The organism is Rhodococcus sp. ACS1 (genome assembly GCF_002300155.1).
In the GTDB taxonomy this organism is placed as follows: domain Bacteria; phylum Actinomycetota; class Actinomycetes; order Mycobacteriales; family Mycobacteriaceae; genus Rhodococcus_F; species Rhodococcus_F koreensis.
This window is the reverse complement of the sequence record NZ_NSDZ01000002.1, coordinates 464,183-487,168: the sequence shown is the minus strand read 5'-3', so window position 1 is coordinate 487,168 and position 22,986 is coordinate 464,183. Positions and strand designations below refer to the sequence as shown.

General features: G+C 67.1%; 24 protein-coding genes and 1 pseudogene. 18 read left to right on the top strand and 7 right to left on the bottom strand.

The genetic code is table 11. From position 1 onward, the window contains the following. Positions 1-16 precede the first annotated feature (16 nt). Positions 17-748: a VTT domain-containing protein gene (locus tag CJ179_RS09570; protein ID WP_275957896.1), complete on the bottom strand. Its 732-nt coding sequence runs from the start codon at positions 746-748 to the stop codon at positions 17-19. Positions 749-952: 204 nt separating this feature from the next. Here CJ179_RS09570 and fbaA point away from each other — a divergent pair, with 204 nt between their 5' ends. Continuing rightward, positions 953-1,987 (top strand): class II fructose-bisphosphate aldolase, encoded by a 1,035-nt coding sequence (gene fbaA / locus CJ179_RS09565; RefSeq protein WP_072937367.1) that lies wholly within the window; start codon positions 953-955, stop codon positions 1,985-1,987. Between the two features lie 59 nt (positions 1,988-2,046). Here fbaA and CJ179_RS09560 read toward each other — a convergent pair whose 3' ends face one another. Further along, complete coding sequence (locus CJ179_RS09560) at positions 2,047-3,213, bottom strand: transcriptional regulator (RefSeq protein WP_095861278.1); 1,167 nt, start codon at positions 3,211-3,213, stop codon at positions 2,047-2,049. Between the two features lie 138 nt (positions 3,214-3,351). On the opposite strand from CJ179_RS09560, the gene CJ179_RS09555 reads away from it, so the two are divergent. From CJ179_RS09555 to CJ179_RS09540, 4 genes are all read left to right on the top strand, one after another. Continuing rightward, a complete protein-coding gene (locus tag CJ179_RS09555) occupies positions 3,352-3,768 on the top strand; it encodes a DUF3151 domain-containing protein (protein ID WP_095861277.1) in 417 nt (138 codons plus the stop codon). A 64-nt stretch (positions 3,769-3,832) separates the two neighbouring features. After that, the gene (locus CJ179_RS09550) at positions 3,833-4,900 is read left to right on the top strand and encodes an aromatic acid exporter family protein (RefSeq protein WP_083395590.1); all 1,068 of its coding nucleotides are present in this window, start codon (positions 3,833-3,835) and stop codon (positions 4,898-4,900) included. 72 nt (positions 4,901-4,972) lie between these two features. Next, positions 4,973-5,899 (top strand): cation diffusion facilitator family transporter, encoded by a 927-nt coding sequence (locus CJ179_RS09545; protein ID WP_095861276.1) that lies wholly within the window; start codon positions 4,973-4,975, stop codon positions 5,897-5,899. 69 nt (positions 5,900-5,968) lie between these two features. Beyond that, positions 5,969-6,376, top strand: coding sequence for a hypothetical protein (locus CJ179_RS09540; RefSeq protein WP_095861275.1), 408 nt, complete (start codon positions 5,969-5,971; stop codon positions 6,374-6,376). 3 nt (positions 6,377-6,379) lie between these two features. Here CJ179_RS09540 and CJ179_RS09535 read toward each other — a convergent pair. Next, positions 6,380-6,842 (bottom strand): annotated as a pseudogene (locus CJ179_RS09535) (pyridoxamine 5'-phosphate oxidase family protein). A 63-nt stretch (positions 6,843-6,905) separates the two neighbouring features. Here CJ179_RS09535 and CJ179_RS09530 point away from each other — a divergent pair. Further along, a complete protein-coding gene (locus CJ179_RS09530) occupies positions 6,906-7,862 on the top strand; it encodes a YafY family protein (RefSeq protein WP_095861274.1) in 957 nt (318 codons plus the stop codon). Positions 7,863-7,878: 16 nt separating this feature from the next. Here CJ179_RS09530 and CJ179_RS09525 read toward each other — a convergent pair whose 3' ends face one another. Then, positions 7,879-9,048 (bottom strand): thiolase family protein, encoded by a 1,170-nt coding sequence (locus CJ179_RS09525; protein ID WP_095861273.1) that lies wholly within the window; start codon positions 9,046-9,048, stop codon positions 7,879-7,881. Between the two features lie 197 nt (positions 9,049-9,245). Between CJ179_RS09525 and CJ179_RS09520 the strand changes: the two genes are divergently transcribed. Genes CJ179_RS09520 through CJ179_RS09505 form a run of 4 tightly spaced genes read left to right on the top strand, consistent with a single transcriptional unit; the run spans position 9,246 to position 11,418 of the window. Next, positions 9,246-9,845, top strand: a complete 600-nt coding sequence (locus tag CJ179_RS09520) for a molybdopterin-dependent oxidoreductase (protein ID WP_095861272.1) — start codon at positions 9,246-9,248, stop codon at positions 9,843-9,845. Then, the gene (locus CJ179_RS09515; RefSeq protein ID WP_095861271.1) at positions 9,835-10,602 is read left to right on the top strand and encodes a ferredoxin reductase; all 768 of its coding nucleotides are present in this window, start codon (positions 9,835-9,837) and stop codon (positions 10,600-10,602) included. The genes CJ179_RS09520 and CJ179_RS09515 overlap by 11 nt, the downstream gene beginning before the upstream one ends. A 19-nt stretch (positions 10,603-10,621) precedes the next feature. Beyond that, on the top strand, positions 10,622-10,894 hold the full coding sequence (locus tag CJ179_RS09510) for a DUF6510 family protein (RefSeq protein WP_037243613.1): 273 nt from the start codon (positions 10,622-10,624) through the stop codon (positions 10,892-10,894). A 41-nt stretch (positions 10,895-10,935) separates the two neighbouring features. Then, positions 10,936-11,418 carry a helix-turn-helix domain-containing protein gene (locus CJ179_RS09505; protein ID WP_095861270.1) on the top strand — a complete coding sequence of 161 codons (483 nt, stop codon included), beginning with the start codon at positions 10,936-10,938 and terminating at the stop codon, positions 11,416-11,418. A 39-nt stretch (positions 11,419-11,457) separates the two neighbouring features. Here CJ179_RS09505 and CJ179_RS09500 read toward each other — a convergent pair whose 3' ends face one another. Further along, on the bottom strand, positions 11,458-12,231 hold the full coding sequence (locus CJ179_RS09500; RefSeq protein ID WP_095861269.1) for a site-2 protease family protein: 774 nt from the start codon (positions 12,229-12,231) through the stop codon (positions 11,458-11,460). Beyond that, on the bottom strand, positions 12,228-12,881 hold the full coding sequence (locus tag CJ179_RS09495) for a hypothetical protein (protein ID WP_241031698.1): 654 nt from the start codon (positions 12,879-12,881) through the stop codon (positions 12,228-12,230). The genes CJ179_RS09500 and CJ179_RS09495 overlap by 4 nt, the downstream gene beginning before the upstream one ends. Positions 12,882-13,099: 218 nt before the next feature. Between CJ179_RS09495 and CJ179_RS09490 the strand changes: the two genes are divergently transcribed. After that, entirely contained in the window at positions 13,100-14,389 is a 1,290-nt protein-coding gene (locus CJ179_RS09490; RefSeq protein WP_072937353.1) for an adenylosuccinate synthase, read from the top strand. A 101-nt stretch (positions 14,390-14,490) separates the two neighbouring features. On the opposite strand, the gene CJ179_RS09485 is transcribed toward CJ179_RS09490, so the two are convergent. Next, a complete protein-coding gene (locus CJ179_RS09485) occupies positions 14,491-15,225 on the bottom strand; it encodes a GntR family transcriptional regulator (protein WP_241031514.1) in 735 nt (244 codons plus the stop codon). A 222-nt stretch (positions 15,226-15,447) separates the two neighbouring features. On the opposite strand from CJ179_RS09485, the gene CJ179_RS09480 reads away from it, so the two are divergent. The 7 genes from CJ179_RS09480 to CJ179_RS09450 are packed head-to-tail and all read left to right on the top strand — an operon-like array spanning position 15,448 to position 22,959. Then, a complete protein-coding gene (locus CJ179_RS09480) occupies positions 15,448-17,019 on the top strand; it encodes an ABC transporter substrate-binding protein (protein ID WP_072937352.1) in 1,572 nt (523 codons plus the stop codon). 11 nt (positions 17,020-17,030) lie between these two features. Continuing rightward, positions 17,031-18,092 carry an ABC transporter permease gene (locus tag CJ179_RS09475; protein ID WP_095861267.1) on the top strand — a complete coding sequence of 354 codons (1,062 nt, stop codon included), beginning with the start codon at positions 17,031-17,033 and terminating at the stop codon, positions 18,090-18,092. Positions 18,093-18,097: 5 nt separating this feature from the next. After that, a complete protein-coding gene (locus CJ179_RS09470; RefSeq protein WP_095861266.1) occupies positions 18,098-18,994 on the top strand; it encodes an ABC transporter permease in 897 nt (298 codons plus the stop codon). A 6-nt stretch (positions 18,995-19,000) separates the two neighbouring features. After that, on the top strand, positions 19,001-19,987 hold the full coding sequence (locus CJ179_RS09465) for an ABC transporter ATP-binding protein (RefSeq protein WP_072937350.1): 987 nt from the start codon (positions 19,001-19,003) through the stop codon (positions 19,985-19,987). Continuing rightward, a complete protein-coding gene (locus CJ179_RS09460) occupies positions 19,987-20,814 on the top strand; it encodes an ATP-binding cassette domain-containing protein (protein ID WP_072937349.1) in 828 nt (275 codons plus the stop codon). The genes CJ179_RS09465 and CJ179_RS09460 overlap by 1 nt, the downstream gene beginning before the upstream one ends. Before the next feature lie 58 nt (positions 20,815-20,872). Then, complete coding sequence (locus CJ179_RS09455; RefSeq protein WP_095861265.1) at positions 20,873-21,982, top strand: sugar phosphate isomerase/epimerase; 1,110 nt, start codon at positions 20,873-20,875, stop codon at positions 21,980-21,982. Beyond that, positions 21,979-22,959, top strand: a complete 981-nt coding sequence (locus CJ179_RS09450; RefSeq protein ID WP_179377547.1) for a sugar phosphate isomerase/epimerase — start codon at positions 21,979-21,981, stop codon at positions 22,957-22,959. Before CJ179_RS09455 ends, CJ179_RS09450 begins: the two co-directional genes overlap by 4 nt. The last annotated feature ends 27 nt before the right edge of the window (positions 22,960-22,986 follow it).

The window sequence follows — 22,986 nt, the reverse complement described above, 5'->3', positions numbered from 1 at the left end:
GCTACCCCGATCGGTGTCAGGAAGTCGGATCGGTGGGAGTGGTGACCGGTTGCGGATCCTCGGTCGCGGAGTTCGTGCCCTGGCGGGACTTCACGATGCGCTTGCCCACCTCGACGATGATCGGCAGCACGGACACGAAGACGATCAGCAGGAAGATGACGTCGACATTGTCGCGGATGAACTCGATCTGCCCGAGCAGGTAGCCGAGCAGCGTGACGCCGGCGCCCCACAGGATGCCGCCCACGATGTTGTACGTCAGGAACAGGGGGTACTTCATCCGCGACGCACCCGCGACGACCGGCGCGAACGTGCGCACGATCGGAACGAACCGGGCCAGGATGATGGTGATGGGGCCGTGCTTCTCGAAGAAGGCGTGCGACTCGTCGATGTACTTCTTCTTGAAGAACCGCGCGTCGTCGCTCTTGAACAGGGCGGTCCCGCCCTTGCTGCCGATGAAGAAGCCGACCTGGTCGCCGAGGATCGCGGCGATCGGGATCAGAACCAGCAGCGCCCAGAGGGGAGCGAACGGTTCGATCTCCGTCGACTTCGACGCCGCGATGAGTCCCGCGGTGAAGAGGAGCGAGTCGCCGGGGAGCAGGGGGAACAGCAAACCCGACTCGATGAAGACGACCAGGAGGAGTCCGACGAGCACCCACGTGCCGAAGGAGTTGAGGAGGTTCACCGGGTCGAGGAATCCCGGCAACAACGCGAGGTTGGTCACGGAATCCGATGCTGCCTGCACAATCACGGCCCTCAGCGTACCGGCGGAATCCCCGACTGTCGGAATAGTGCAGGTCATGGAGTTTCGGCCGGGCCGCGGACCCGCCGAAACGGGGTGCCGTGACAGCCACCGGGAGACGTACGCTACCGGTATTGCCATACTGCTAGGACCACATCGCGCGCTGCGCTGATCGCGCGCGCCGAAATCGACTCTTTATGGAGGACTGCCGCCGTGCCAATCGCGACTCCCGAGGTCTACGCCGAGATGCTTGGTCGGGCCAAGGAGCACTCCTTTGCCTTCCCCGCCATCAACTGCACTTCTTCCGAAACCATCAACGCCGCCATCAAAGGCTTCGCGGACGCCGGCAGTGACGGCATCATCCAGTTCTCGACCGGTGGCGCCGAGTTCGGTTCGGGCCTGGGCGTCAAGGACATGGTGACCGGCGCGGTCGCACTCGCCGAGTTCGCTCACGTGATCGCCGCGAAGTACGACGTCACGATCGCCCTGCACACCGACCACTGCCCCAAGGACAAGCTCGACACGTTCGTCCGCCCGCTGCTCGAGATCTCGCGCCAGCGCGTCGAGGCCGGCCGCAACCCGCTGTTCCAGTCCCACATGTGGGACGGTTCGGCCGTTCCGATCGACGAGAACCTGGAGATCGCCCAGGAGCTCCTCGCGAAGGCGAAGGCAGCCAACATCATCCTCGAGGTCGAGATCGGCGTCGTCGGTGGTGAAGAGGACGGCGTGGAAGCGGAGATCAACGACAAGCTCTACACGTCGCCCGAGGACTTCGAGAAGACCGTCGACGCGCTCGGCACCGGCGAGAACGGCAAGTACCTGCTGGCCGCCACGTTCGGCAACGTGCACGGCGTCTACAAGCCGGGCAACGTGAAGCTGCGTCCCGAGGTGCTCGAGACCGGCCAGAAGGTCGCCGCCGCGAAGCTCGGCCTGTCCGACGGCTCGCAGCCGTTCGACTTCGTCTTCCACGGCGGATCGGGCTCGCTGAAGTCGGAGATCGAGGCCGCGCTGAACTACGGCGTCGTGAAGATGAACGTCGACACCGACACCCAGTACGCGTTCACCCGTCCGCTCGTGGGCCACATGTTCAGCAACTACGACGGCGTGCTGAAGGTCGACGGCGAGGTCGGCAACAAGAAGGTCTACGACCCCCGCAGCTACCTGAAGAAGGCGGAGGCCGGCATGACGGCCCGCGTCATCGAGGCCTGCAACGACCTCAAGTCCGCAGGACGTTCCGTCTCCGGATAGGCCCTTCGGGCTCGTGCGCCTTTCTGGTAGCTGTAGCTACCGGAAAGGCGCACAGGCGTTTACCTGGGGTCGCAGATCTTCCAGGTACCGTCGACCTTCTCGAGGTTGAACGTGCGCCACGACTGCTCGCCCGGGTTGGCGGCCGTGTGGGCCTTCACCTGGGCGATGGCCGTGTCACCGGTGATCTGCACCGCGTCGACGCCGCCGACCACCGGAATGTTCTGCTGCGTCACGGCGACCTGGTGGACCTCGGCGAAATCCTGATCGGAAATGCCCTGGTAGTACTCGGCGAGGCTGCCGCAGGTGCTGGTGCGCAGCGTCGCCAGGTCGCCCTGGGTGAGAGCCGCGACGAACGTGTCGATCGTTCCCTGCACCTGAGCTTCGGGTGAATTCTCGGCCTGGTTGTTGTTGTAGACCACGATCCCGGCGACCGCGATGGCGGCAACGACGATGACGCCGGCGGCGATCGCGGCGAACAGCCACGCCTTCCCGTGCTTCTTCGCAGGCTTCTCGGCCGCGGCGACGCGTTGCGGCGCGCTCTGCTGCGGCGGCAGCACTCGCTGCGGTGCGGCCTTCGGCGGTGCGGGCGCCGGGCGCGGGGGAGCGGGCGGCGGGGGGACGGGCCGCCCGTTCTGCGGCTGCTGAGGCCGGTTCGCCTGAGACGCCGGCCGGGGTGGCGGCGGTGTCGACGGGACGGCGGGCCTGGTCACCGGGATCGCGACCGTCTCGTCGCCGGACGGCGCCTTCGCCTGGCCCCGCTGATTCTGCGCCTTCGGGTTCTGAGTGTTCGGGGTGCGGTGCATCTGCACCGTCGCGGCCTCGGGTGCGGCCCGTCCACCCGTCTGCGTGGGGATCGCGGTGGTGGCCGCCTCGGACGCCTTCTCCTGCGGCTTCGCTGCGGAAGCCGCGGCGCCCTGAGGTGCCTCCGCCCGCGGGCGGGGCGCCGGGGGCTTGGGCAGTTCGGACTGCGGCTCGGCGGGCTTCTCCGCCGGCTTCTCGGGTGCCTTCTTCTGCGGGGGCTTCGGCTCGGGCGACTTCGGCGCGGTGGGCTCGGCGTCCGTAGTAGGCGCTGCCTCGGGCGAGGACTTTGCCTTCGGCACGGGCTGCGCGGACTTCGCAGGTTTCGCGGTCGCGTCCGCGGCCTTGCCAACGTTGGCCGCAGCCGGGCCGGACGGTGTGTCCGTGGCCGGCTTCTGAGTCGGATCGTCTTTCTTCGGGTCCTGCACGCGCTGCCCCTCGGTCTGCAGAGAAATGAACGTTGGAGGCAGCCTAACGACATCGCGAGTCATCGGAGACCACGACAGGGCGCGTCGCGGACGTGGGCCGACGCAGTGACGGCGCCGCGGCGGGGGCACAATAGGCGCATGACGTCTTTCGGTGACCTTCTCGGACCACAGCCCACGCTGCTTCCCGGGGACGACGAGGCCGAGTCGGCCCTGTTGAACCACGAGGATCCGGCTTCCGTCGCAGCCGCCCATCCCACCGCATCCATCGCATGGGCCTACCTGGCCGAGGCTGCCCTCGACGCCGACCAGACCATCACGGCCTACGCGTATGCGCGTACCGGGTACCACCGTGGCCTGGACCAGTTGCGTCGCAACGGCTGGAAGGGTTTCGGCCCGGTTCCCTACAGCCACGAGGCCAACCGCGGTTTCCTCCGCTGCGTCGCCGTCCTGGCGAAGGCGGCGAAGGAGATCGGCGAAACGGACGAGTACGCGCGGTGCCTCGATCTGCTCGAGGACTGCGATCCCCGAGCCGCCGAAGCGCTTGGCGTCGGTTAACGCCCTCAGCACGGCGAAAGTCCGTGGCCGGGACGGGCTGAGGACTTCGGCCCAGCGGCTGCGGGTGTCGGCACTTCCCATCCTGCAGTGCGCGATCGCGGCCGGCGCGGCCTGGTGGGTGGCGACGGTAGTGATCGGCCACCCGACGCCGTTCTTCGCGCCGATCGCCGCGGTGGTGTCGCTGGGACTCTCTCTCGGCGCCCGCCTGCGCCGTTCCGTCGAATTGGTGGCCGGTGTCACGATCGGGATCGGGGTCGGCGACCTCATCGTCTCCGTCATCGGGAGCGGCGCCTGGCAGATCACGCTCGTCGTGGTGCTGGCGATGTCGGCGGCGGTGTTGCTGAACAGCGGTCCGATCTTCTCGATGCAGGCGGGAAACTCCGCGGTGCTCGTGGCGACGCTGCTTCCGCCCGGCGGCGCTGCGGGTATAAACCGGATGGTGGACGCACTGACCGGTGGTCTGGTGGGGATCGCCGTCGTCGCGCTGATTCCCACGCATCCCGTGGGGCGGGCGCGGAAGTACGCCGCGAACGTTCTCGGGACGGCATCCGAGGTGATGCAGCTGGTGGCCGACGGTTTGGTGGCCAACGACGACAAGCCCATCGAGGAGGCGCTGCAGAAGGCGCGGGCAACGCAGGCGTCCATCGACACGCTGCGCACCCACCTCGCGGGCGGCCGCGAGATCAGCCGGATCTCGCCGCTGTACTGGAACACCCGCGGCCGGCTCGAACGACTCACCGCGGCCGCGGACCCACTCGACAATGCGTTGCGCAACATCCGGGTTCTCGCGCGGCGGTCGCTCACGCTGGTGCGGGACGACGAGATCCTCAATCCCCGGCTCGTCGACCAGGTGGAGAAACTCGCCCACGCGTTGGAAACCCTCCGGCAGATGGCGCTCGCGGACCCTGGCCAGCAACCCGACCAGGCCGAGGCGGCGCGGGTGCTGCGGTCGGTGGCGTCCGGATTGAAACCGGAACTGGTGGAGAACGCGGGCCTGTCGGCCACGGTCGTCTTCGCGCAGATCCGGTCGTTGACCGTCGACCTTCTGCAGGTCGCAGGGCTGAAACGCATCTCGGCCATCGCGACGCTGCCGCCGACTGTGGAGAAACCGGCGTATCGTCCCGAGCTCTGACCGCCCGAGCACGCTGTTGAACATATGCGCATGTACGCATATGATCGGCACAACTCGGGAGGAGGCTCACCCATGGGAGTCGGTCACGGCCATTCGCACGGCAACACGCAAGGCGGCGGTGAGGTAGGCCCGTCACGAGGGCGGATACGCCGCATGGTGATTGCACTCGTCATCCTCCTCGCGTTCCTGGTGCTCGAAGTGGTCGTGGGTCTGACCGTGAACTCGCTGGCGCTGCTCGCCGACGCCGGGCACATGCTGACCGACGTCGTCGGAATGTCGATGGGGCTCGTCGCACTTCTTCTGGCACGCAAGGGAAGTACCACCGCCGCCCGGACCTTCGGCTGGCACCGCGCCGAAGTGCTCACGGCCATGGCCAACGCCGCGATGCTGCTCGCCGTCGCGATCTGGGTGTTCTACGAGGCCATCTCCCGCATCGGCGACGTCCCCGAACTTCCCGGCATGGCGCTGATCCTCACCGCATCCGTCGGTCTCGCCGCGAACCTCGTGGTGATGCTCATGCTGCGCGCCGATTCCAAGGACAGCCTGGCCGTCCGCGGCGCCTACCTCGAAGTGCTCGCGGACGCCGTCGGCAGTGTCGGCGTGCTCATCGCCGGCGCCGTTGTGCTGGTGTTCGACTGGACCTACGCCGACATCATCGTCGGCGTCCTCATCTCACTGTGGGTGGTGCCGCGGGCCATGAAACTGGCCGCCGCGTCGCTGCGCATCCTCACCCAGGCCTCACCCGAGGACGTCGACGTCGAATCGGTGCAGGCCGACCTCGAGGCGCTACCCGGGGTGACCGGCGTGCACGACCTGCACGTGTGGACGCTCACCACGGGAATGGACGTGGCCACCGTCCACCTCACCACCGACGCCGACTCGTCCGCTGTCCTCGAAGCGGCGCGGACCGTCCTCGAGAGCCACCACCTCTCGCATGCGACCGTGCAGGTCGAGTCCACCGCCAACGGACGCCACTGCGCAGAGAACGTCACCTGGTAGGGGCCCTGTCTGTTTCGTCCGGTATCGCGGCGGGCAACCGTTGTGGGACGACTTACGGAAGGGAACACCATGCCCACTCTCGCAGCGTTCGCACGACCCGTCGCCGTTGCCGCACTCGGTGCGGCCGCCCTCTTCGCAGCACCCGCCGCCGCCTCGGCCGCGCCGTTCATGCCCGACCCGCTGGCGAACTGTAAGCCCGCCGCGACGCTCGGTGTCGACAAGGAAGGCAATAAGGTCGAGTGGGAATTCAAGGGGCCGGAGAAAGCCACGACCGACGCCCAGGTGACCTACCTCAACTTCGGCGGCCAGGCGCCGACGATCGGCACGTCCGGGCCGTTGACGAACGGTAAGGGTGTCGAGAAGGATCTGCCCGGCTTCACCGCCCACCTGATTCCCGGCGGCAGCTATGACGCCGATGGTGCGGGTACGGCGTCGCAGCCCTGCACGCTCGGCTTCGGGTTCGCCGTCACGCAGTGACCGTCACTTGGTGAACCGGGTGACGCCGGCACCCGGCCGCCACCAGATCGACGTACAGGTGCTCGCCGTCGACGGTGGTGTGCACGACCTCGTCGAGGTCGAGTTCGAAGACGTCCGCCTCGGGGATCTCGTCGGGGTAGCGGTCGACGATCTGCTGTTTCCGTTCCCCGCGGATCTCCCGGGCGCGGCCGCTGATCTTGGCGTCGCCGCCCTCCATCGTGTGGTGACCGGGGTTGCTGTGGAGGGAGTACCGCGGATCGCGTTGCAGGTCCTGCACTTTGCGGGCGCCGACCATCGAACCGAGCAGCAACGCCCCGTCGTGGAACTCGACCTCGGTGCCGCTCACCCGCGGAGAGCCGTCCTTGCGGAGCGTGGCCAGCACGTGGTGTTTGTGCGCCTCGAAGCGCGTGGCGACGGCCTTGGCGAGGTCGGGTGCTTCTGTCTCGAACTGTGCCCAGTTGGTCATGTGGACCAGTGTGCGCCCCAATCCCTGACATCTACTGTCAGGGATTTTCTCTAGACTCGGAGGATGCGTTCGAGTCGGCTCGTCGAGGTGATGCTCCGTCTGGAGGGCAGTCGCGGGGCCACCGCGCAACAACTCGCGGACGAACTGGGCGTGTCGGTTCGCACCGTGTATCGCGACGTCACGGCGTTGTCGGCGGCGGGGGTTCCGGTGTGGACGGAGAGCGGACCCGGGGGCGGGATCCGGTTGCTGGACGGCTGGCAGTCGAAACTCGGCGGCATGACGGGGGAGGAGACGTCCGCGTTGATGTTGCTCGGGGTCCCGTCGATCGCCGAGGATCTCGGTCTTCGCGACGTCACCGCCGCGGCGCAGTCGAAGCTGTTGGGGGCGTTGCCGGTCCCGTTTCGCGCCGGGGCGCAGCTGTGGCGGGACCGGCTCTACGTTGACGCCCCCGGCTGGTTCGACGGACCACGTGACAACGGCGATCTCCCAGTCGTCGCGTCCGCGGTGCTCGAGGGGCGGCGTCTGGGCATTCGTTACCGCAAGGGGAACCGTGTGGCGGCAAGAACACTCGACCCCCTGGGTGTGGTGGCGAAGGCCGGCGTCTGGTATCTCGTCGCACAGCATCGGGGACGGACGTTGTCGTACCGCGTGTCGCGGATCCGTGATGCGACCGTGCTGGGGCAGCCGGCGGTGCGGCCCGACAATTTCGATCTGGGTGCGTGGTGGACGGCCTCGGTGGCCGAATTCGACCGTGCTCTCCTGCGATTCCGGTGCAGGGTACGGCTCTCGCCCACGGCGTGGCGCCGGCTGCCCCGGGTGGTCGGGGTCGAGGCCGCTCGGGTCGAACCCGGCCCGCCCGACGGCGACGGCTGGGTCACCGTCGACCTGCTGCTCGAGGCCGAGGATGTGGCCCTCGACCAGCTGACCGTTCTCGGCGGGGGAGTCGAAGTGCTCCAGCCGCACTCGCTGAGGGAATCGCTGCGTGCGGTGGGAGAGGCGATCACCCGCCGGAACGGTTGAGCCGGCCGTTCGGGCGTTACTGGAGGCGTTCGAGGACGGTGGCGTTGGCGAGTCCGCCCGCCTCGCACATGGTCTGCAGCCCGAACCGTGCCCCGCGCTGCTCCATGGCGTTCACCAGCGTGGTCATGAGCCGCACGCCGCTGGCCCCCAGCGGATGTCCGAGCGCGATCGCGCCGCCGTGCACGTTGACGCGGTCCAGGTCGGCTCCGGTCTCCGCTGCCCAGGCCAGAACCACCGGCGCAAAGGCCTCGTTGACCTCGAAGAGGTCGATGTCGGAGATGTCGAGGCCGCTGCGCTGCAGCACCTTACGCGTCGCGGGAATCACAGCGGTGAGCATCATCAGCGGGTCGTCGCCGACGACGGAGAAGCTGTGGAGCCGGGCCAGAGGCCGCAGTCCGAGGCGTCCCGCGATCTCGCTCGTGGTGATCATGAGCGCCGCACTGCCGTCCGACAGGGGACTGCTGTTGCCCGCGGTGATCGACCAGTCGATCTGCGGGAACCGCTCGCCGTAGACCTCGCTGCGGAATGCGGGTCGCAGGCCGGCGAGTGCGGCCGCCGTCGTGTCCGGCCGGATGGCCTCGTCGACGCTCAGTTCCGGGAGGACGGCGAGTTCCTTCGTGAAGTTCCCGGCAGTCGTTGCCGTCGCGGCCTTGTGGTGGCTGCGCAGCGCGAACTCGTCCAGTTGGGCACGTGAGAGCCCCCACCGGGCGGCGATGAGTTCGGCGCTGATGCCCTGCGGGACGAGGCCGTCGGGGTAGCGGCGTTCGAAGCCGACGCCCATCGATTCGCGTCCGATGCTGCTGGACCCCATCGGAACTCGGCTCATTGATTCGACACCGGCGGCGACGACGATGTCGTAGGCGCCCGACAGCACGCCCTGCGCGGCGAAGTGGACGGCCTGCTGGCTGCTGCCGCACTGCCGGTCGACGGTCGTGCCGGGGACGGATTCGGGGAATCCTGCGGCGAGAAGCGCACTGCGGGTGATGTTCTGGCTCTGGTCCCCGACCTGGGTGACGGTGCCGCCGATGACGTCGTCGATCAGTGCGGGATCGATTCCCGTGCGTTCGACGAGGGTCGACAGGCTGTGGGCGAGGAGGTCGACGGGATGCACCCCTTGCAGGGCGCCCGAGGGCTTGCCCTTGCCGATCGGCGTGCGGACGGCCTCGACGATGACGGCGTCTCTCATGGCTCTTCCTTTCGGTGCTGTGAGTACTTGTTAACCGCGGGCGGTTAATAAGTACTCACAGGGGTTTCCCCACCTGACTATTGATATCTATAGTCAGCAATGTACACCTGACTATGGTTTTGGCAAGTTAGGTGTGACAGACGCCTCGGATCGTCGGTTTGCGCTGCGAAGATCACGTCGCAGTCCTAGCGTGGGGCATGGCTGTTCTCACCCCCGGCTTCCACGGCAGACCCCGCAGCGAGCATGCTCTCCCGCCCGGCCAGTACGAGGTGGGAGACTTTCCGGTCCTCTCGGCCGGACCGACGCCCCGCGTCCCGACCGACACATGGACGCTGTCGGTGGCCGACGAGACCGGCCGCAGCCGCGAGTGGTCGTGGGCCGAATTCATGAAGCTGCCGCAGGAGTGGCCGACGGTCGACCTTCACTGCGTCACGCGATGGTCGAAGTTCGGAACCTCCTGGAAGGGCGTGTCCGTCGACACACTGTTCGCGGACGTCGAGACGTCCGCGGGATTCGTCCTCGTCGGATGCGACGGCGGCTACACCACGAACCTCCCCGTCTCGGACGTCCTGGGTGGCAAGGCCTGGATCGTGCACACCTACGAGGGCGCGCCGCTCGCGCCGGTGCACGGCGGTCCGGCCCGACTGCTCGTGCCGCATCTCTACCTCTGGAAGTCCGCCAAGTGGGTGCGGTCGATCCAGCTCGTCACTCAGGACGTCCCGGGCTTCTGGGAACAGCTCGGGTACCACGATCGCGGCGACCCGTGGCGGGAGCAGAGGTACCAGGGTGACCAGTGAGCTCATGGGCCGCGCCGTGCTCAGCTGGCGAGTAGCGGAACTCGTCGATTCGTGGCCCGAGACGGCGAGTGCGCGGACCCTGGTCCTCGAGGTCTCGGACTGGCCGGGGCATCGCGCCGGACAACACGTAGATCTCCGCCTCACCGGCCCCGACGGGTACACCACCGAGCGGAGCTACTCGCTGGCGGCGCCGGTCGAGCGATCCGTGGGCGGGTGGCGAATCCAGCTGGTCGTCCAGCGGGTGGCGGACGGCGAGGTGTCTCCCTATCTGACCGACGTGTTCGACGCCGGAAATCTGATCGAGGTGCGGGGGCCGATCGGTGGCTGGTTCGTGTGGTCGCCGCGCGAGGGTGGCGGCGCGCCGGTGCTTCTCGTCGCGGGTGGGTCGGGCATGGTCCCACTGATGTCGATGATTCGCGAGCGCCGGTTCCGCCACGACCGCACGCCGTTCCGGCTCGTGTACTCACTCCGGACGCGGGCCGACGAATTGTTCGCGGACGAGCTGAACCGGCCCGGGATCGGCGACGGGGGAGTCGAGACGTTCGTCCTCCACACCCGCGAGGACTCGCCGCGGCGCCCGGCGGGTCGGATCACTGCCGCCGACCTCGCGGCATGGGGATGGCCGGCGGACTTCGCGCCCCGCTGCTTCGTGTGCGGGCCCACCGGATTCGTCGAGGAGGCGGCTCGCCTGCTGCTCTCGCTCGGGCATTCGCCGGACGACATCAAGACCGAGCGGTTCGGTCCCTCGGGGCCGTGACCGGAGGAAGGATTTGTCGATGAGTACGTTGCAGGGCAACGACTTCGAGGACGGGAACGTTCTCGGCGGGCCGTTCGCGGAAATCTTCGTTCACGACCTGACCGCGGCGACCGGGCAGTGCCGGTTCTGCGGTCTCGACGGACCGATGGCGGCCGTGCACGTCTATACGCGAGCGCCCGGCGTCGTCGTGCGGTGCCCGGGGTGCCAGGAGGTGCTGCTGCGGCTGGTGTCGACGCCGCGTGGGCTCGAACTCGACGCCAGCGGGCTGTCGCACCTGTCCTGGCGATTGTGAGCACTGACTATGGAAATCGAAAGTCAGCTACGCTGAAGTGCATGGACGCGGCACGGTTGGACGGCTTTCTCGCAGACCGCGACACCTGGCGGGCCACGCACTGCTCGATCGGCAAGGCGATGGACGTGATCGGCACACGGTCGGCCGTCCTGATCCTGCGCGAGGCCTACTACGGCACCACGCGATTCGACGACTTCGCGAAACGGGTCGGGATCACCGAGGCCGTGGCGGCGTCTCGGCTGCGCGAGTTGACCGCCGAGGGCCTGTTCGAGCGGCAACCCTACAAAGAGCCCGGGCAGCGCACCCGCTACGAGTACGTGCTCACCGAGAAGGGCCACGACCTCCTGCCTGCCGTGCTCGCGCTGATGCAGTGGGGCGACAAATACCTTCAGGGCGGGTACGGACCGCCGATCGGACTGCGGGACGACGCCACCGGCGAACCCGTCCGCGTCGAGGTCCGCAGTCCGGGCCGGGAGGTGCCACTGGCGGAACTGCGGCTGACCCCCATGCGTCCCCGCCCGTGAGTACTTCTCAACCGCGGGCGGTTAACAAGTACTCACGGGTCAGAGCCAGAAGCGCATCAGACGGTTGCCGTACTGCGCGTAGATCTCCGGCACCCCGGACAGTTCGAACAGCCGGTAGATGAGGTCGAAGAACACCACGTTGATCGACGGCACGAACAGCAGCGCCACGAGGATCAGCAGTCCGTACGGTTTGAACTGGTCGACGGACCTGCGGGTGCGGGGCGGCAGGAACGGCTCGAGTGCGGCGTACCCGTCGAGTCCGGGGACCGGCAGGAGGTTGAGGACGGTCGCCATCACCTGCAGGAATGCGAGAAAGCTCAGGCCCGTCCAGAACACCAGGTGGTCGCCGCCGAGCCCGAACCAGCGGATCGCCACGAGGAGGACGATCGCCGACACCAGATTCACGGCGGGTCCGGCGAGTGACACCCGTGCCTGCACCTTCTGCGGAAACAGCCCGGTGCGCAGGTACACCGCACCGCCGGGCAAGCCGATCCCGCCGAGCGCGATGAACAGCACCGGCAGGCCGATCGACAGCAGTGGGTGGCTGTATTTCACCGGGTTGAGCGTGAGGTAGCCGCGCACCTCGACGTCGGTGTCGCCGTGCCGCCACGCCGTGTACGCGTGCGCGAACTCGTGCAGGCAGAGCGTCACCACCCATCCCGCGACCACCAGCAGGAACACCCCGACGTGGCCGAGGGCCGATTCCCGCTCGGCACGCCACGCGAGGACACCGCCGGCGACCGCGACCGCGACGACGAGCAGGAAGACCGGACTGGGACGGACAGCGGTGGTCCGCGCCCTGGGCAGGTTCATCGGACCAGCAGCCACTCTTGGTCGTGGCGGTAGAACGTCGAACGCTTGACGTCGCGAGGGTTCGGCACGCCGTCGCGGGTGAGGGCCGCGGCGGGTGAACCCAACTGCACGGCGCGGCCCTCGACCCAGCGGCGCGGCAGCCAGCGCCTGCGAGGTTCGACCGACGCGCGCAGGCCGGGCATCCGTGGGGTCGGGGTGACGTTCATGTTCGTCGTCGTCCCCGAGAACAGCCGGGTGTCGTCGACGTAGGCCTCGCCGACGAGCGGGCCGCCGTCCGGGCCCGTGACGGTGGCGCACCCGACGAGCGCGATCCCCGCGTCGTCGCGGATGAGGGGGACCGGTTTGGCCGTCCCCTTCAGCGCGGTGCGGGCGCCGCGGGCGCCGGCGGACAGGTGGTAGGCCTCCGTCGCCTCCGAACGGTGCTCCGCGACGTAGGCGAGTTCGATGTGCAGCCGTTCGGTGCGCATCAGCCGGGTCAGGGTGGCGGCGAGGGCGGCGTCGCTGCCCACCACGATCAGTCGCGGATCCGCGACCACCTGCAGCTTGGAGAAGACCTCGTCGAAGTCGTCCTTGTCCGGAACAGGGGGTGCGCTCGAGGCGGAAATGGAGCCCAGAGGTAGGGGAAGCGGCGCGTCGCCGCAAATGAGCACTACGGGGGTCAACGCCACTCCTCGCCCGGATGTCCCGCCGCGATTTCCGCAGCTTCCCTTTCGGATCATCCTAGTGGCACGCCCGAGTTGGCCTCCCCGGCCGTACTGTGGGGTCTGTTCTCCGCACCCTCGGCTAGACTGTTCCCCCGGCCACTGCCTACGAACGGCAGGACCACGCAGTCGGATACGACTGTACGTCGACCGTAGGAGACAACGTCATGCCGGCAATCGTCCTGATCGGCGCCCAGTGGGGCGACGAGGGCAAGGGCAAAGCGACCGATCTACTGGGCGGACGCCTGCAGTGGGTGGTGCGCTACCAGGGCGGTAACAACGCCGGACACACAGTGGTACTTCCGAACGGCGACAAGTTCGCACTGCATCTCATCCCGTCCGGAATCCTCACTCCGGGAGTCACGAACGTCATCGGAAACGGTGTCGTGGTGGACCCGGGAGTGCTGCTCACCGAACTCGCCGGACTCGACGAGCGGGGCGTGGACACCAGCCGCCTGCTGCTCTCGGCCGATGCGCACCTGATCATGCCGTACCACGTTGCCATCGACAAGGTCACCGAACGCTTCCTCGGGGCCAAGAAGATCGGCACCACCGGCCGCGGCATCGGGCCGTGCTACCAGGACAAACTCGCCCGTGTCGGCGTCCGCGTGCAGGACGTGCTGGACGAGAAGATCCTCACTCAGAAGGTCGAGGCGGCACTCGAGTTCAAGAACCAGGTGCTCGTCAAGATCTACAACCGCAAGGCCCTCGACCCGCAACAGGTCGTCGACGAGGTGCTCGAGCAGGCCGACGGTTTCAAGCACCGCATCGCGGACACGCGTCTGCAGCTCAACGAGGCGCTCGAGCGCGGCGAGACGGTGCTGCTCGAGGGTTCGCAGGGCACGCTCCTCGACGTCGACCACGGCACCTACCCGTACGTGACGTCGTCCAACCCGACGTCCGGTGGCGCAGCGGTCGGTTCGGGCATCGGACCCACCAAGATCACGACGGTGCTGGGCATTCTCAAGGCGTACACCACCCGCGTCGGCTCGGGCCCGTTCCCGACCGAATTGTTCGACCAGAACGGCGAATACCTCGCCAAGACCGGCGGCGAGGTGGGTGTCACCACCGGCCGTGCCCGGCGCACCGGATGGTTCGACGCCGTGATCGCCCGCTACGCAACGCGTGTCAACGGCATCACCGACTACTTCCTCACCAAGCTCGACGTGCTCAGCAGCCTCGACACCATCCCGATCTGCGTCGGCTACGACGTCGACGGTGTGCGGCACGACGAGATGCCCATGTCGCAGACCGACGTTCACCACGCGAAGCCGATCTACGAAGAAATGCCCGGCTGGTGGGAAGACATCTCCCACGCCCGGACGTTCGAGGAGCTTCCGAAGAACGCGCAGAACTACGTCCTGCGTCTCGAGGAACTGTCGGGTGCGTACATCTCCTGCATCGGCGTCGGCCCCGGCCGCGACGAGACCATCGTCCGCCGCGACGTGGTGCGGTAGTCCTCTCGTCTCGTTGTTTCGCTTTCCGTTGCCCGATGTCACCCCGGTTCCGTCAGATCGAACCGATGTGACGTCGGGCAACGTGTAGGTGGCGCGGCGACCTACAGGGTTGCGGGCAGGGACGGCGCGAGGCGTTCCAGCGTCGGCTTGCGCCCGTGCTCGATGTGAGCGAACGCACTGGCCTCGGCCAGTCTTCCGTTTCCGCTGCGAATTGCCTCGACGAGTTCCCGGTGCGCTGCACAGGACACTGCGGGATTGTGATGCCACGTCAGCCGGAACAACCAGTGGACCCGGCCCATCAGCGAGTTCATCACCGACACGAGTAGCTTGTTGTCGGACAGTTCGACGACATCCATGTGGAAACGCGCGTTGACCGCCGGAATCAGGAGGGGTTCGTCGTTTCCGATCAGTTCCTCCGTGCGCGCCATCGTCGACAGCAGCGCCTCCATGGATGCGCCCCGTGCGACGTTCTCGGCCGCGCATCGTGCCGCGTACGGTTCCAAGGCCAATCGCACGTCGAACAGTTCCTCGATGTCGCGTAACGACAGCTGAGTCACGACTGCGCCCCGCCGCGGCAGGATCTGAATGAATCCGTCCCATTCCAATTGCGGCAACGCCTCGCGGAGCGGAACCCTCGAGACGTCGAACTCCTGTGACAATTCGCGCTCCCGCAGGCGACTGCCGGGTGGGTACGCGCCCGAGATGATGCGCTCACGAATCACCGAATAGATCTGCTTCGGGAGTGGCACGTCCGACAGTCCGCCGGCCACGCCCGTGCCCAGAGGCGACGTCGTGGATTCCGTGACCCCGATCTCGCCGTTCAGGTTCACTGTCATGAACCGATCATGGCATACCAAGTTGAACCCGACCACCGGACGCGTTTCGCAACTCTGCTGGTCAAATGGATTAACCCGAATGTAACGCTCCACGCTTGGCGCTCGGGTTCCGCACTTGGTAGACCATATACATCCGGCCCGGCAGCGCAGTGTGGCGCAATTCGGTCGCCGCCCACTTCGTCGAAAGCTTCGGAACTACCCTCTCCATTCGGAAGGATTCCCGTGTCCACTGAACGAAAAATACTTGCTCGCAAGGGTTTCGGGTACGCGCTGATCGGCCTGGCAGTCACCTCCTCCTTGGTGGCATGTACCAGCGCGGCCAGGACCGATGCAGGTGGGGGACCGGGCGACCGTCCGGTCGTCCTGGCCTACCAGAATCAGATCTCCACGCTCGACCCCATCCGCGCCGATTACGCTCAGACGAACTTCGTCGACCAGGCGTTGTACGACACCCTGGTCACGTACGACGCCGACAACGAGATCGTCGGCCAGCTGGCGTCCGAGTTCGCCCCGTCGCCGGATGCGCGATCGATCCAGATGACCCTGCGCGCGGCGACCTTCCACGACGGTGCCCCCGTCACCGCCGAGGACGTCCGCTACACGCTCGATCGGACGGCGGCGCTGGGACAGGGCATTGCCGGTCAGATGACCGGATACCGGGGCGCCACGGTCACCGGCCCGCAGAGCCTGACGATCGAACTGACGGAACCGAACTCGCTGTTCCTGGGCGCTCTGTCGAAGATCTACATCCTCAACTCTGCCCTCGTGAAAGCCAACGAGGGGACCGACCGGGGCCAGGCCTATCTCGCAGGCCACGATGCCGGGTCCGGGCCCTACTTCCTGGCCGGCCCGGGCGGTGCCGACACGTACACGCTGACACGATTCGACGACTACTGGGCGGGCGACGAGGGGCGTCCGGTCTCACTCGTCTATCGACGAATCGACGAGAGCGCCACGCAGAGTGCGGAACTGAAGGCCGGCAACATCGACGTCTCGTTCGGGCTCACCAACGCCGACGCCGCGGCGCTGGACGGCTTCTCCGGCGTGACGGTGCAGAGTCAGCCGGTCAACCTGCAGGCGAACATCTTCTTCAACGTGATGAACGGGCCGACGGCGAACAAGGCCGTACGACAGGCCATCCAGATGGCGTACGACTACACCGGTGGCCTCGCGACGATTCGTGGTGGCAACGGCAGCATCGCCACCGGCCCGCTGCCCGGACAGTTCTCGTGCCGGCCGGAGATGCCCGCCTACGGGCAGGATCTTGAACAGGCGAAGAAGCTGCTGTCCGACGCCGGGATGTCCGACCTGACCCTCACCATGAAATTCCAGCCCGTCTTCAAGGAGCAGGAACGCGAAGCGACGCTGCTGCAGTCCAACCTCGCGCAGATCGGTGTCACGCTGGATCTCGAGCCCATCGCGTACGCGGACTATCTGTCGGCTCTGAAGTCGCCCGACTCGATTCCGCAGATGATGCTCGCCACCGACTTCGCGCAGTACCCGGATCCCGGAGTGATGCTGGTCAAGACGTACAAGTCGGACCAGGTCGGAACGAACAAATCCGGCTACAGCAATCCCACGGTGGACGCGTTGCTCGGCCGCGCGGCCGAAACCTCCGATGCCGGGGCGCGGTGTGACCTATACAAGCAGGCTCAGGAGGATATTCGCAACGACGCGGTGGCCGTCAACATGTACACCCTGGGGCAGACCACCGCTCACAGCAACAGGGTGACCGGTGTCGGTCCGGCGGTCGTGGGCAGCGGAGTCTGGGTTCCCGCGATCCGCGTGGCGTGAGGGAGTACGCGATGACGACACTCGACATGCCTCGCGCCCTACATCGCCTCGCGGCGCCGTCGGCGTTTCTCGGCCGCAAACTGGGCGCAGCGCTCCTCACCCTGGTCGGACTGGCCACCATCGTCTTCGCCATGACCAAGGTGATTCCCGGGGACGAAGCGCAGGTGGCCGCGGGGGAGAGCGCCACTCCGGAACAGGTGGAAGAGGTGCGTCGTCAGCTGGGTCTGGACAAGCCGGCGGCCGTGCAGTATTTCGACTACCTGGGCCGGATGCTCCACGGCGATCTGGGCACCTCGAGTTCGACCCGCCAGCCGGTGCTCGACGACGTTCTCGCGCGACTGCCCGGAACGCTCGAATTGGTCGTTCTCGCAATGATGCTCGCGGTAACCTTCGCGGTTCCGATGGCGACGATCGCGGCGGCGCGATCACGGGGAGGATTCGACAAGATCAGCCGCATCGGTGCGATCGTCGCATTCGGGCTTCCCGGTTTCTGGCTCGCGCTGATGTTGCAATGGGTGCTGGGCTCGTGGCTGCAGATCCTGCCGATCTCGGGACGTCTCTCGGTGGGCGTCGACGTCCCGCACCGAACGGGGATGACACTCGTCGACACCGCCCTCGCCGGAGACTTCGCCGCGTTCAGCAATGCGTTTCAGCATCTGATGCTGCCCGCGTTCGTGCTCGCCGTCGCCGTCGCCGCACAGATGTTCCGGGCTCTCCGTGCCGATCTCCTCCGGGTTCGGGGCCGCGATCACATGACCGTTGCCCGAGCGAAAGGTGTTCCTTCCCTGCGGTTGTGGACTCGGCACGCGCTTCCCAACGCGACCGGGCCGCTTCTGAACATCATCGGCATCGAGATCGGCATGCTTGTCGGTTCCGCGATCTTCGTCGAGTCCGTGTTCGGGTTGTCCGGGGTCGGCGATTACCTCTCCAATGCGGTGAGTCGCAAGGACATCACCGCAGTCATCGGCACCGTCACCGTCGTCGGCGTGATCGTCGTCGTCGCGAACTTCGTCGTGGACGTGCTCCAGCTGGCCCACGACCCCCGGCTGCGCACACCCGGAAAGGTGCAGTGAGTCCGATGAGTATTGCAGCAAACGTCACCGGTGTGGCCGCACTGGCAGGCCGATGGCGATCCGCCTCGATTCGCGGTCGTCGACGCCGATCGCGATGGGGACTGCTCGACACCGTGGTCGTCGGTGCTGTCGCCGTGATCGTGGTGCTCGCCGTCGTCGGTCCGTGGGTCGCACCCGAATCCGTCTACCGGTCGGACATCGCGAACGCCCTCGCCGCTCCGAGCAGTGAACACTGGCTGGGGACCGACGACCAGGGGCGAGACGTTCTGTGGCGCACGATCGCGGGCGCCCGGTCGTCGGTGCTGTCCGCCGTTCTGGTCGTCGCCGCGTACTCGCTGATCGGAACGGCACTCGCCACGATGGCCACTGTCGGTGGACGGTGGGTGGACGAAACCCTCATGCGAGTGACGGACATCGGGTTCGCTCTCCCCGGACTCGTCGTGGCACTGGGTATCGCCGCCGCGCTCGGTCCGAGCCTGAGCAGCGCACTGATCGCGATGATCGCCACCGGCTGGCCGTACACGGCGCGACTGTTGCGCGGCGTGATGCGCGAGACGATGGCGTCGCCGTTCGTGGACGGTGCGGTGGTGCTCGGGGTCAGTCGATGGCGCCTGATGACACGGCACGTGCTGCCGAACTCGCTCGACGTCATGACCGTCAAATGGGCGGGCGACATCGGCAATACCGTTCTGGTGCTCGCGGGTCTGTCGTTCATCGGTGTCGGTGCGCAGCCGCCCAGCGCGGAATGGGGCGCGGCCGTCGCCGGCGCGCGTGACTACCTGTCGACGGCCTGGTGGGCTGCGCTCGTGCCGGGCATCGCGATCGTCATCACGGCCGCGGCCTTCGGACTGCTCGGCGACATGCTGCACGAGCGGCGCGACCCCGCACGACGAGGAGCGTGATCGATCATGACGACAGAAATCGTTCAGCGCACCGCACTCCTCCAGATCTCCGGGCTGACCATCGACACGGAGCCGGGCGACACGTCCGTCCGGTTGGTGGACGGCGTGGATCTCACGGTTGCGGCGGGCGAGCGCGTGGCGCTGGTAGGCGAATCGGGTTCGGGAAAGTCGGTGACGGCACGCGCACTGATGCGGTTGGACGGCTCACTGACGATCGGCGGTTCGATTCGACTGGGCGACACGGAGATCCTCGCGCAGACCGAACGTCGCCTCAGCACGATCCGGGGCAGTCGCATCGGGATGGTGTTCCAGGACCCGATGGGCGCGCTCGACCCGCTGCAGTCGATCGGCGCACAGGTGAGTGAGCCACTGCGGCAACGCGGGATCAGGAAGAAGGACGCACTGCGGCGGGCCGCCGAGGTGTTGAGCGAACTCGGGGTCGCGCGTGCACACGAACGGCTCGGCGCCTATCCGCACGAATTCTCCGGGGGCATGCGGCAACGTGTAGTCCTCGCGATGGCCCTCATCGGGGAGCCGGAGATTCTGATCGCCGACGAACCGACGACGGCGCTCGATGTCCGAGTGCAACAGCAGGTGCTGAACCTGCTCGACGAGGTCACCCGGGAACGGGGACTCGGACTCCTGCTGATCACGCACGACCTCGGGGTCGTCGCCGGACTCGCCGACCGTGTCGCGGTGATGTACTCCGGGCGGATCGTGGAGGATCGGCCGGTCCGCGCACTGTTCGCGGACCCTCTGCACCCCTACACCGCAGGACTGCTGGCCGCGGTGCCGAGGCTGGATGTTCATCTCCCGAGGATGACCACCATTCCGGGTGCGCCTCCGTCACCGGCGCTACGGCCCCCCGGCTGTCCCTTCCACCCACGATGCCCTGTCGCGATGGAGCGCTGCGCGAGCGAAACCCCACCGACGATGGCGACCGCTGACGGTGGACGCCGCGCCTGCCATCTCGATCAAGGAAGTGGGAACTGATGAACGGAACACCTCTTCTCGATATCCGAGCTCTGAACAAGACTTTCGGTGGATCCCGCGGAAGCAAGGCGCTCGACGACGTATACCTGTCGGTGCCCGAGGGCGGGACGTTCGGACTGGTCGGCGAATCGGGTTCCGGCAAGTCCACGCTCGTCAAGTGCATCGTCCGGCGCGAGCGACCCGACTCCGGGGCCGTTACCTTCGACGGGCGTGACGTCCATGCGCTCCGCGGCGGGGACCTGCGCCGGTTTCGTCGCGACGTTCAGTTGGTCGCGCAGGACCCGTACGCCAGCCTGAACCCTCGGATGACGGTGGAGCAGATCGTCGGCGAGGGGCTCGTCGTCCACCGCCTGGCCCGTACCCGCGCGGACCGGCGTGCGCGGGTCGCGCAGACCCTGATCGAGGTGGGTCTCGACCCGGATGCGATGGGTCGATTGCCGGCCACGTTCTCCGGTGGGCAGCGGCAGCGTATCGCCATCGCGCGCGCCCTGATCCTTCGCCCGAGGTTGCTCGTGTGCGACGAACCGGTATCGGCCCTGGACGTCTCGGTACAGGCACAGGTGATCAATCTGCTGACGTCCCTGCACGAGGACCTCGGGGTGACGATCTTGTTCATCGCGCACGATCTCGCGATCGTGCAGCAACTCTGTTCTCGGGTGGCGGTTCTTCGGTCCGGCGTGGTGGTGGAGGAAGGGCCCACCCGACAGGTGTTCTCCACTCCACGTCACCGATACACACGCGAACTACTCGAGGCGGTGCCGATCCCGGACCCGGTTGCGGCCCGCGCCGGGCGAACCATCCCCGGCGGCGTCCTGACTCTGCCGTGAGGGCCGTCGAGCCCCGGCCTTTCATCTCATCGATCATCCCTGACGGAAGTAGGTAGATATGCGAATTGGTGTAGACGGACGCAAGATTCCCGAGAGCCGTGCTCGGGGTCCCGTGAGCAGCCTCGAACACGCCGACGAACTCGGTATGGCCGGCTTGTTCTTCCGGACGGTGCTCGATATGAGCCCGGCCCTGGATGCCGGCGAATTGCGCGACATCCGATCCAAGGCAGACGAACTGGGGATGTATCTGGAGACCGGTCTGGGCAAGGTCAATCCCTATGCGAACCCGGAGGCGCCGGAGCTGCGCGCCGTCGGCGACGGCGATATCGTCCTCGGCTTCCGCCGGATGATGGAAGCGTGCGCCGCCATCGATTGCCGTGAGCTGTGGGTGGCCACCGCGAACTACAAGTCGGTGTACAGCGGCCGCTGGGCATACGACCGCTTCCGCACCGACGTGACGTGGACGGAACAGCTGGACGCAACGGCGCGTTTTCTCGGAACACTGGCTCCGATCGCACGAGACCTCGGAATCCACCTCAACCTGGAAACACACGAGGAGATCACGTCGTTCGAACTCGTCCGGCTGGTGGAGGCGGTCGGCTCGGATGTGGTGGGGGTCGTGTTCGACACCGCGAACGTGCTCCAACGCCTCGAACATCCTGTCTGGGCGGCCGAACGGCTGGCGCCGTACGTGCGTCAGACGCACATCAAGGACGCCGCGATCACCTACACGGAGGGCGGTCTCGCCTACCAGATGCGCCCGTGCGGCACCGGCGTCGTCGACTTCCATCGCATTCTGCCGATACTCGCGGCGGCGAATCCGGCTCTCAATCTGACGATCGAGAACGACGAGTCGCTCGACGACCTGCCCCGTCCCCGGCGGACGATGCTCATCGAGGCGTTCGATCCCGAATTCCTCGACGGCCATCCCGATCTGACGGTCCAGGAGATGGCGGCGTACCTGGACATGGTGCAGTCGTACGACCGGCAGCTCCGGTCGGGCGAACGGATCGACAACGCCGCCTACGCCGCGCAGCCGTACGGCTATGCGGAGACGGTGTCGTACATCAGGTCCAGTGCGGATCACGTGCGAAGCGTGTGCGCGGAATACGATCTTCCCGTCGAATCGATCACGAAGGCAGGCGATCTCGCGGAGTCGGCGCGGTGACCATCGGCGACGGCGTCGGCACGGTTGTCCGGGAACTCGGTGCGTGCGCGCGTGCGCTGGGCGAGGAATCGACCCCGCGGGAGACCATCCGCACGGCGTCGGGTCTCGGTCTGCGGCACGTGGAGTTCGCTTCGCCTTTCGTGATTTCGCCCGCACTCGATCCGACCGCCTTCCGGGCACTCGCCGATTACGGACGTTCACTCGGTGTTCGGCTGAGCTGCGCGCTGGGAATGGTATCCGCAGGGCATGCCGAACGGACCACACGATTCCGCGAGGCGGGTCGGGGCGATCTGGTTGCGGGACTGAGCAAGGCGTTGAGGGCGATCGGGGAACTCGACACCGACTACGTCCAGATCGTCGTGGGTACGCTGGACGACCGCTATGACGCGTCGGTCGGGTGGCCGGAGCAACTCGACGCCACGGCGCAGTTGTATCGGAACCTTGCCCCGGTGCTCACCGACCTGAGTCTGAAACTCGCGGTCAAAACGCACGAGGAGATCACGTCACACGAAATCCTCGCGCTCGTCGACGCCGTCGGCTCCGATCATCTGGCGGTGGCGCTCGACCCGGTCAATCTGCCGGTGAGAGGCGAGGATCCGGAGCTGGCGACCGCCCGGCTCGCACCGCACGTCGGCCGGATTCACTACGACGACGCGTGGATCACCTTCACCGGTCGCGGTCTCGCACGACGGTTGTGCCCGGGCGGTCAGGGCGACATCGACTGGGGAGCGATCTTCCGTATCCTCGACGGCGCAGGCTCCAGCGCGCCGGTCCTCGTCGACCTGCACCGCGGAGAGTTCGAGATGCCGGTGTGTGACGAACGGTGGCTTCTGCAGAACAGCGACGTCTCGCTGAGAGAACTCTCGATCCTGTCGTCCAGGGCGCGGCCCGACCGGCCTCCGGTGACGGCCACGGCGCCGCGACTGCAGGCTGCGCTGTCCGAACTGGCAACGATGACGCGCGGGACGGCGGCATGAGCGCGGTGTTGTTGTACGGAGCCACGA

Coding starts and splice junctions, on each gene's coding strand:
- CJ179_RS09555 (WP_095861277.1), top strand. CDS start 3,352: ATGACGTCTTTCGGTGACCTTCTCGGACCACAGCCCACGCTGCTTCCC.
- CJ179_RS09545 (WP_095861276.1), top strand. CDS start 4,973: ATGGGAGTCGGTCACGGCCATTCGCACGGCAACACGCAAGGCGGCGGT.
- CJ179_RS09540 (WP_095861275.1), top strand. CDS start 5,969: ATGCCCACTCTCGCAGCGTTCGCACGACCCGTCGCCGTTGCCGCACTC.
- CJ179_RS09530 (WP_095861274.1), top strand. CDS start 6,906: ATGCGTTCGAGTCGGCTCGTCGAGGTGATGCTCCGTCTGGAGGGCAGT.
- CJ179_RS09525 (WP_095861273.1), bottom strand. CDS start 9,048: ATGAGAGACGCCGTCATCGTCGAGGCCGTCCGCACGCCGATCGGCAAG.
- CJ179_RS09520 (WP_095861272.1), top strand. CDS start 9,246: ATGGCTGTTCTCACCCCCGGCTTCCACGGCAGACCCCGCAGCGAGCAT.
- CJ179_RS09510 (WP_037243613.1), top strand. CDS start 10,622: ATGAGTACGTTGCAGGGCAACGACTTCGAGGACGGGAACGTTCTCGGC.
- CJ179_RS09505 (WP_095861270.1), top strand. CDS start 10,936: ATGGACGCGGCACGGTTGGACGGCTTTCTCGCAGACCGCGACACCTGG.
- CJ179_RS09500 (WP_095861269.1), bottom strand. CDS start 12,231: ATGAACCTGCCCAGGGCGCGGACCACCGCTGTCCGTCCCAGTCCGGTC.
- CJ179_RS09490 (WP_072937353.1), top strand. CDS start 13,100: ATGCCGGCAATCGTCCTGATCGGCGCCCAGTGGGGCGACGAGGGCAAG.
- CJ179_RS09485 (WP_241031514.1), bottom strand. CDS start 15,225: ATGACAGTGAACCTGAACGGCGAGATCGGGGTCACGGAATCCACGACG.
- CJ179_RS09475 (WP_095861267.1), top strand. CDS start 17,031: ATGACGACACTCGACATGCCTCGCGCCCTACATCGCCTCGCGGCGCCG.
- CJ179_RS09470 (WP_095861266.1), top strand. CDS start 18,098: ATGAGTATTGCAGCAAACGTCACCGGTGTGGCCGCACTGGCAGGCCGA.
- CJ179_RS09465 (WP_072937350.1), top strand. CDS start 19,001: ATGACGACAGAAATCGTTCAGCGCACCGCACTCCTCCAGATCTCCGGG.
- CJ179_RS09460 (WP_072937349.1), top strand. CDS start 19,987: ATGAACGGAACACCTCTTCTCGATATCCGAGCTCTGAACAAGACTTTC.
- CJ179_RS09455 (WP_095861265.1), top strand. CDS start 20,873: ATGCGAATTGGTGTAGACGGACGCAAGATTCCCGAGAGCCGTGCTCGG.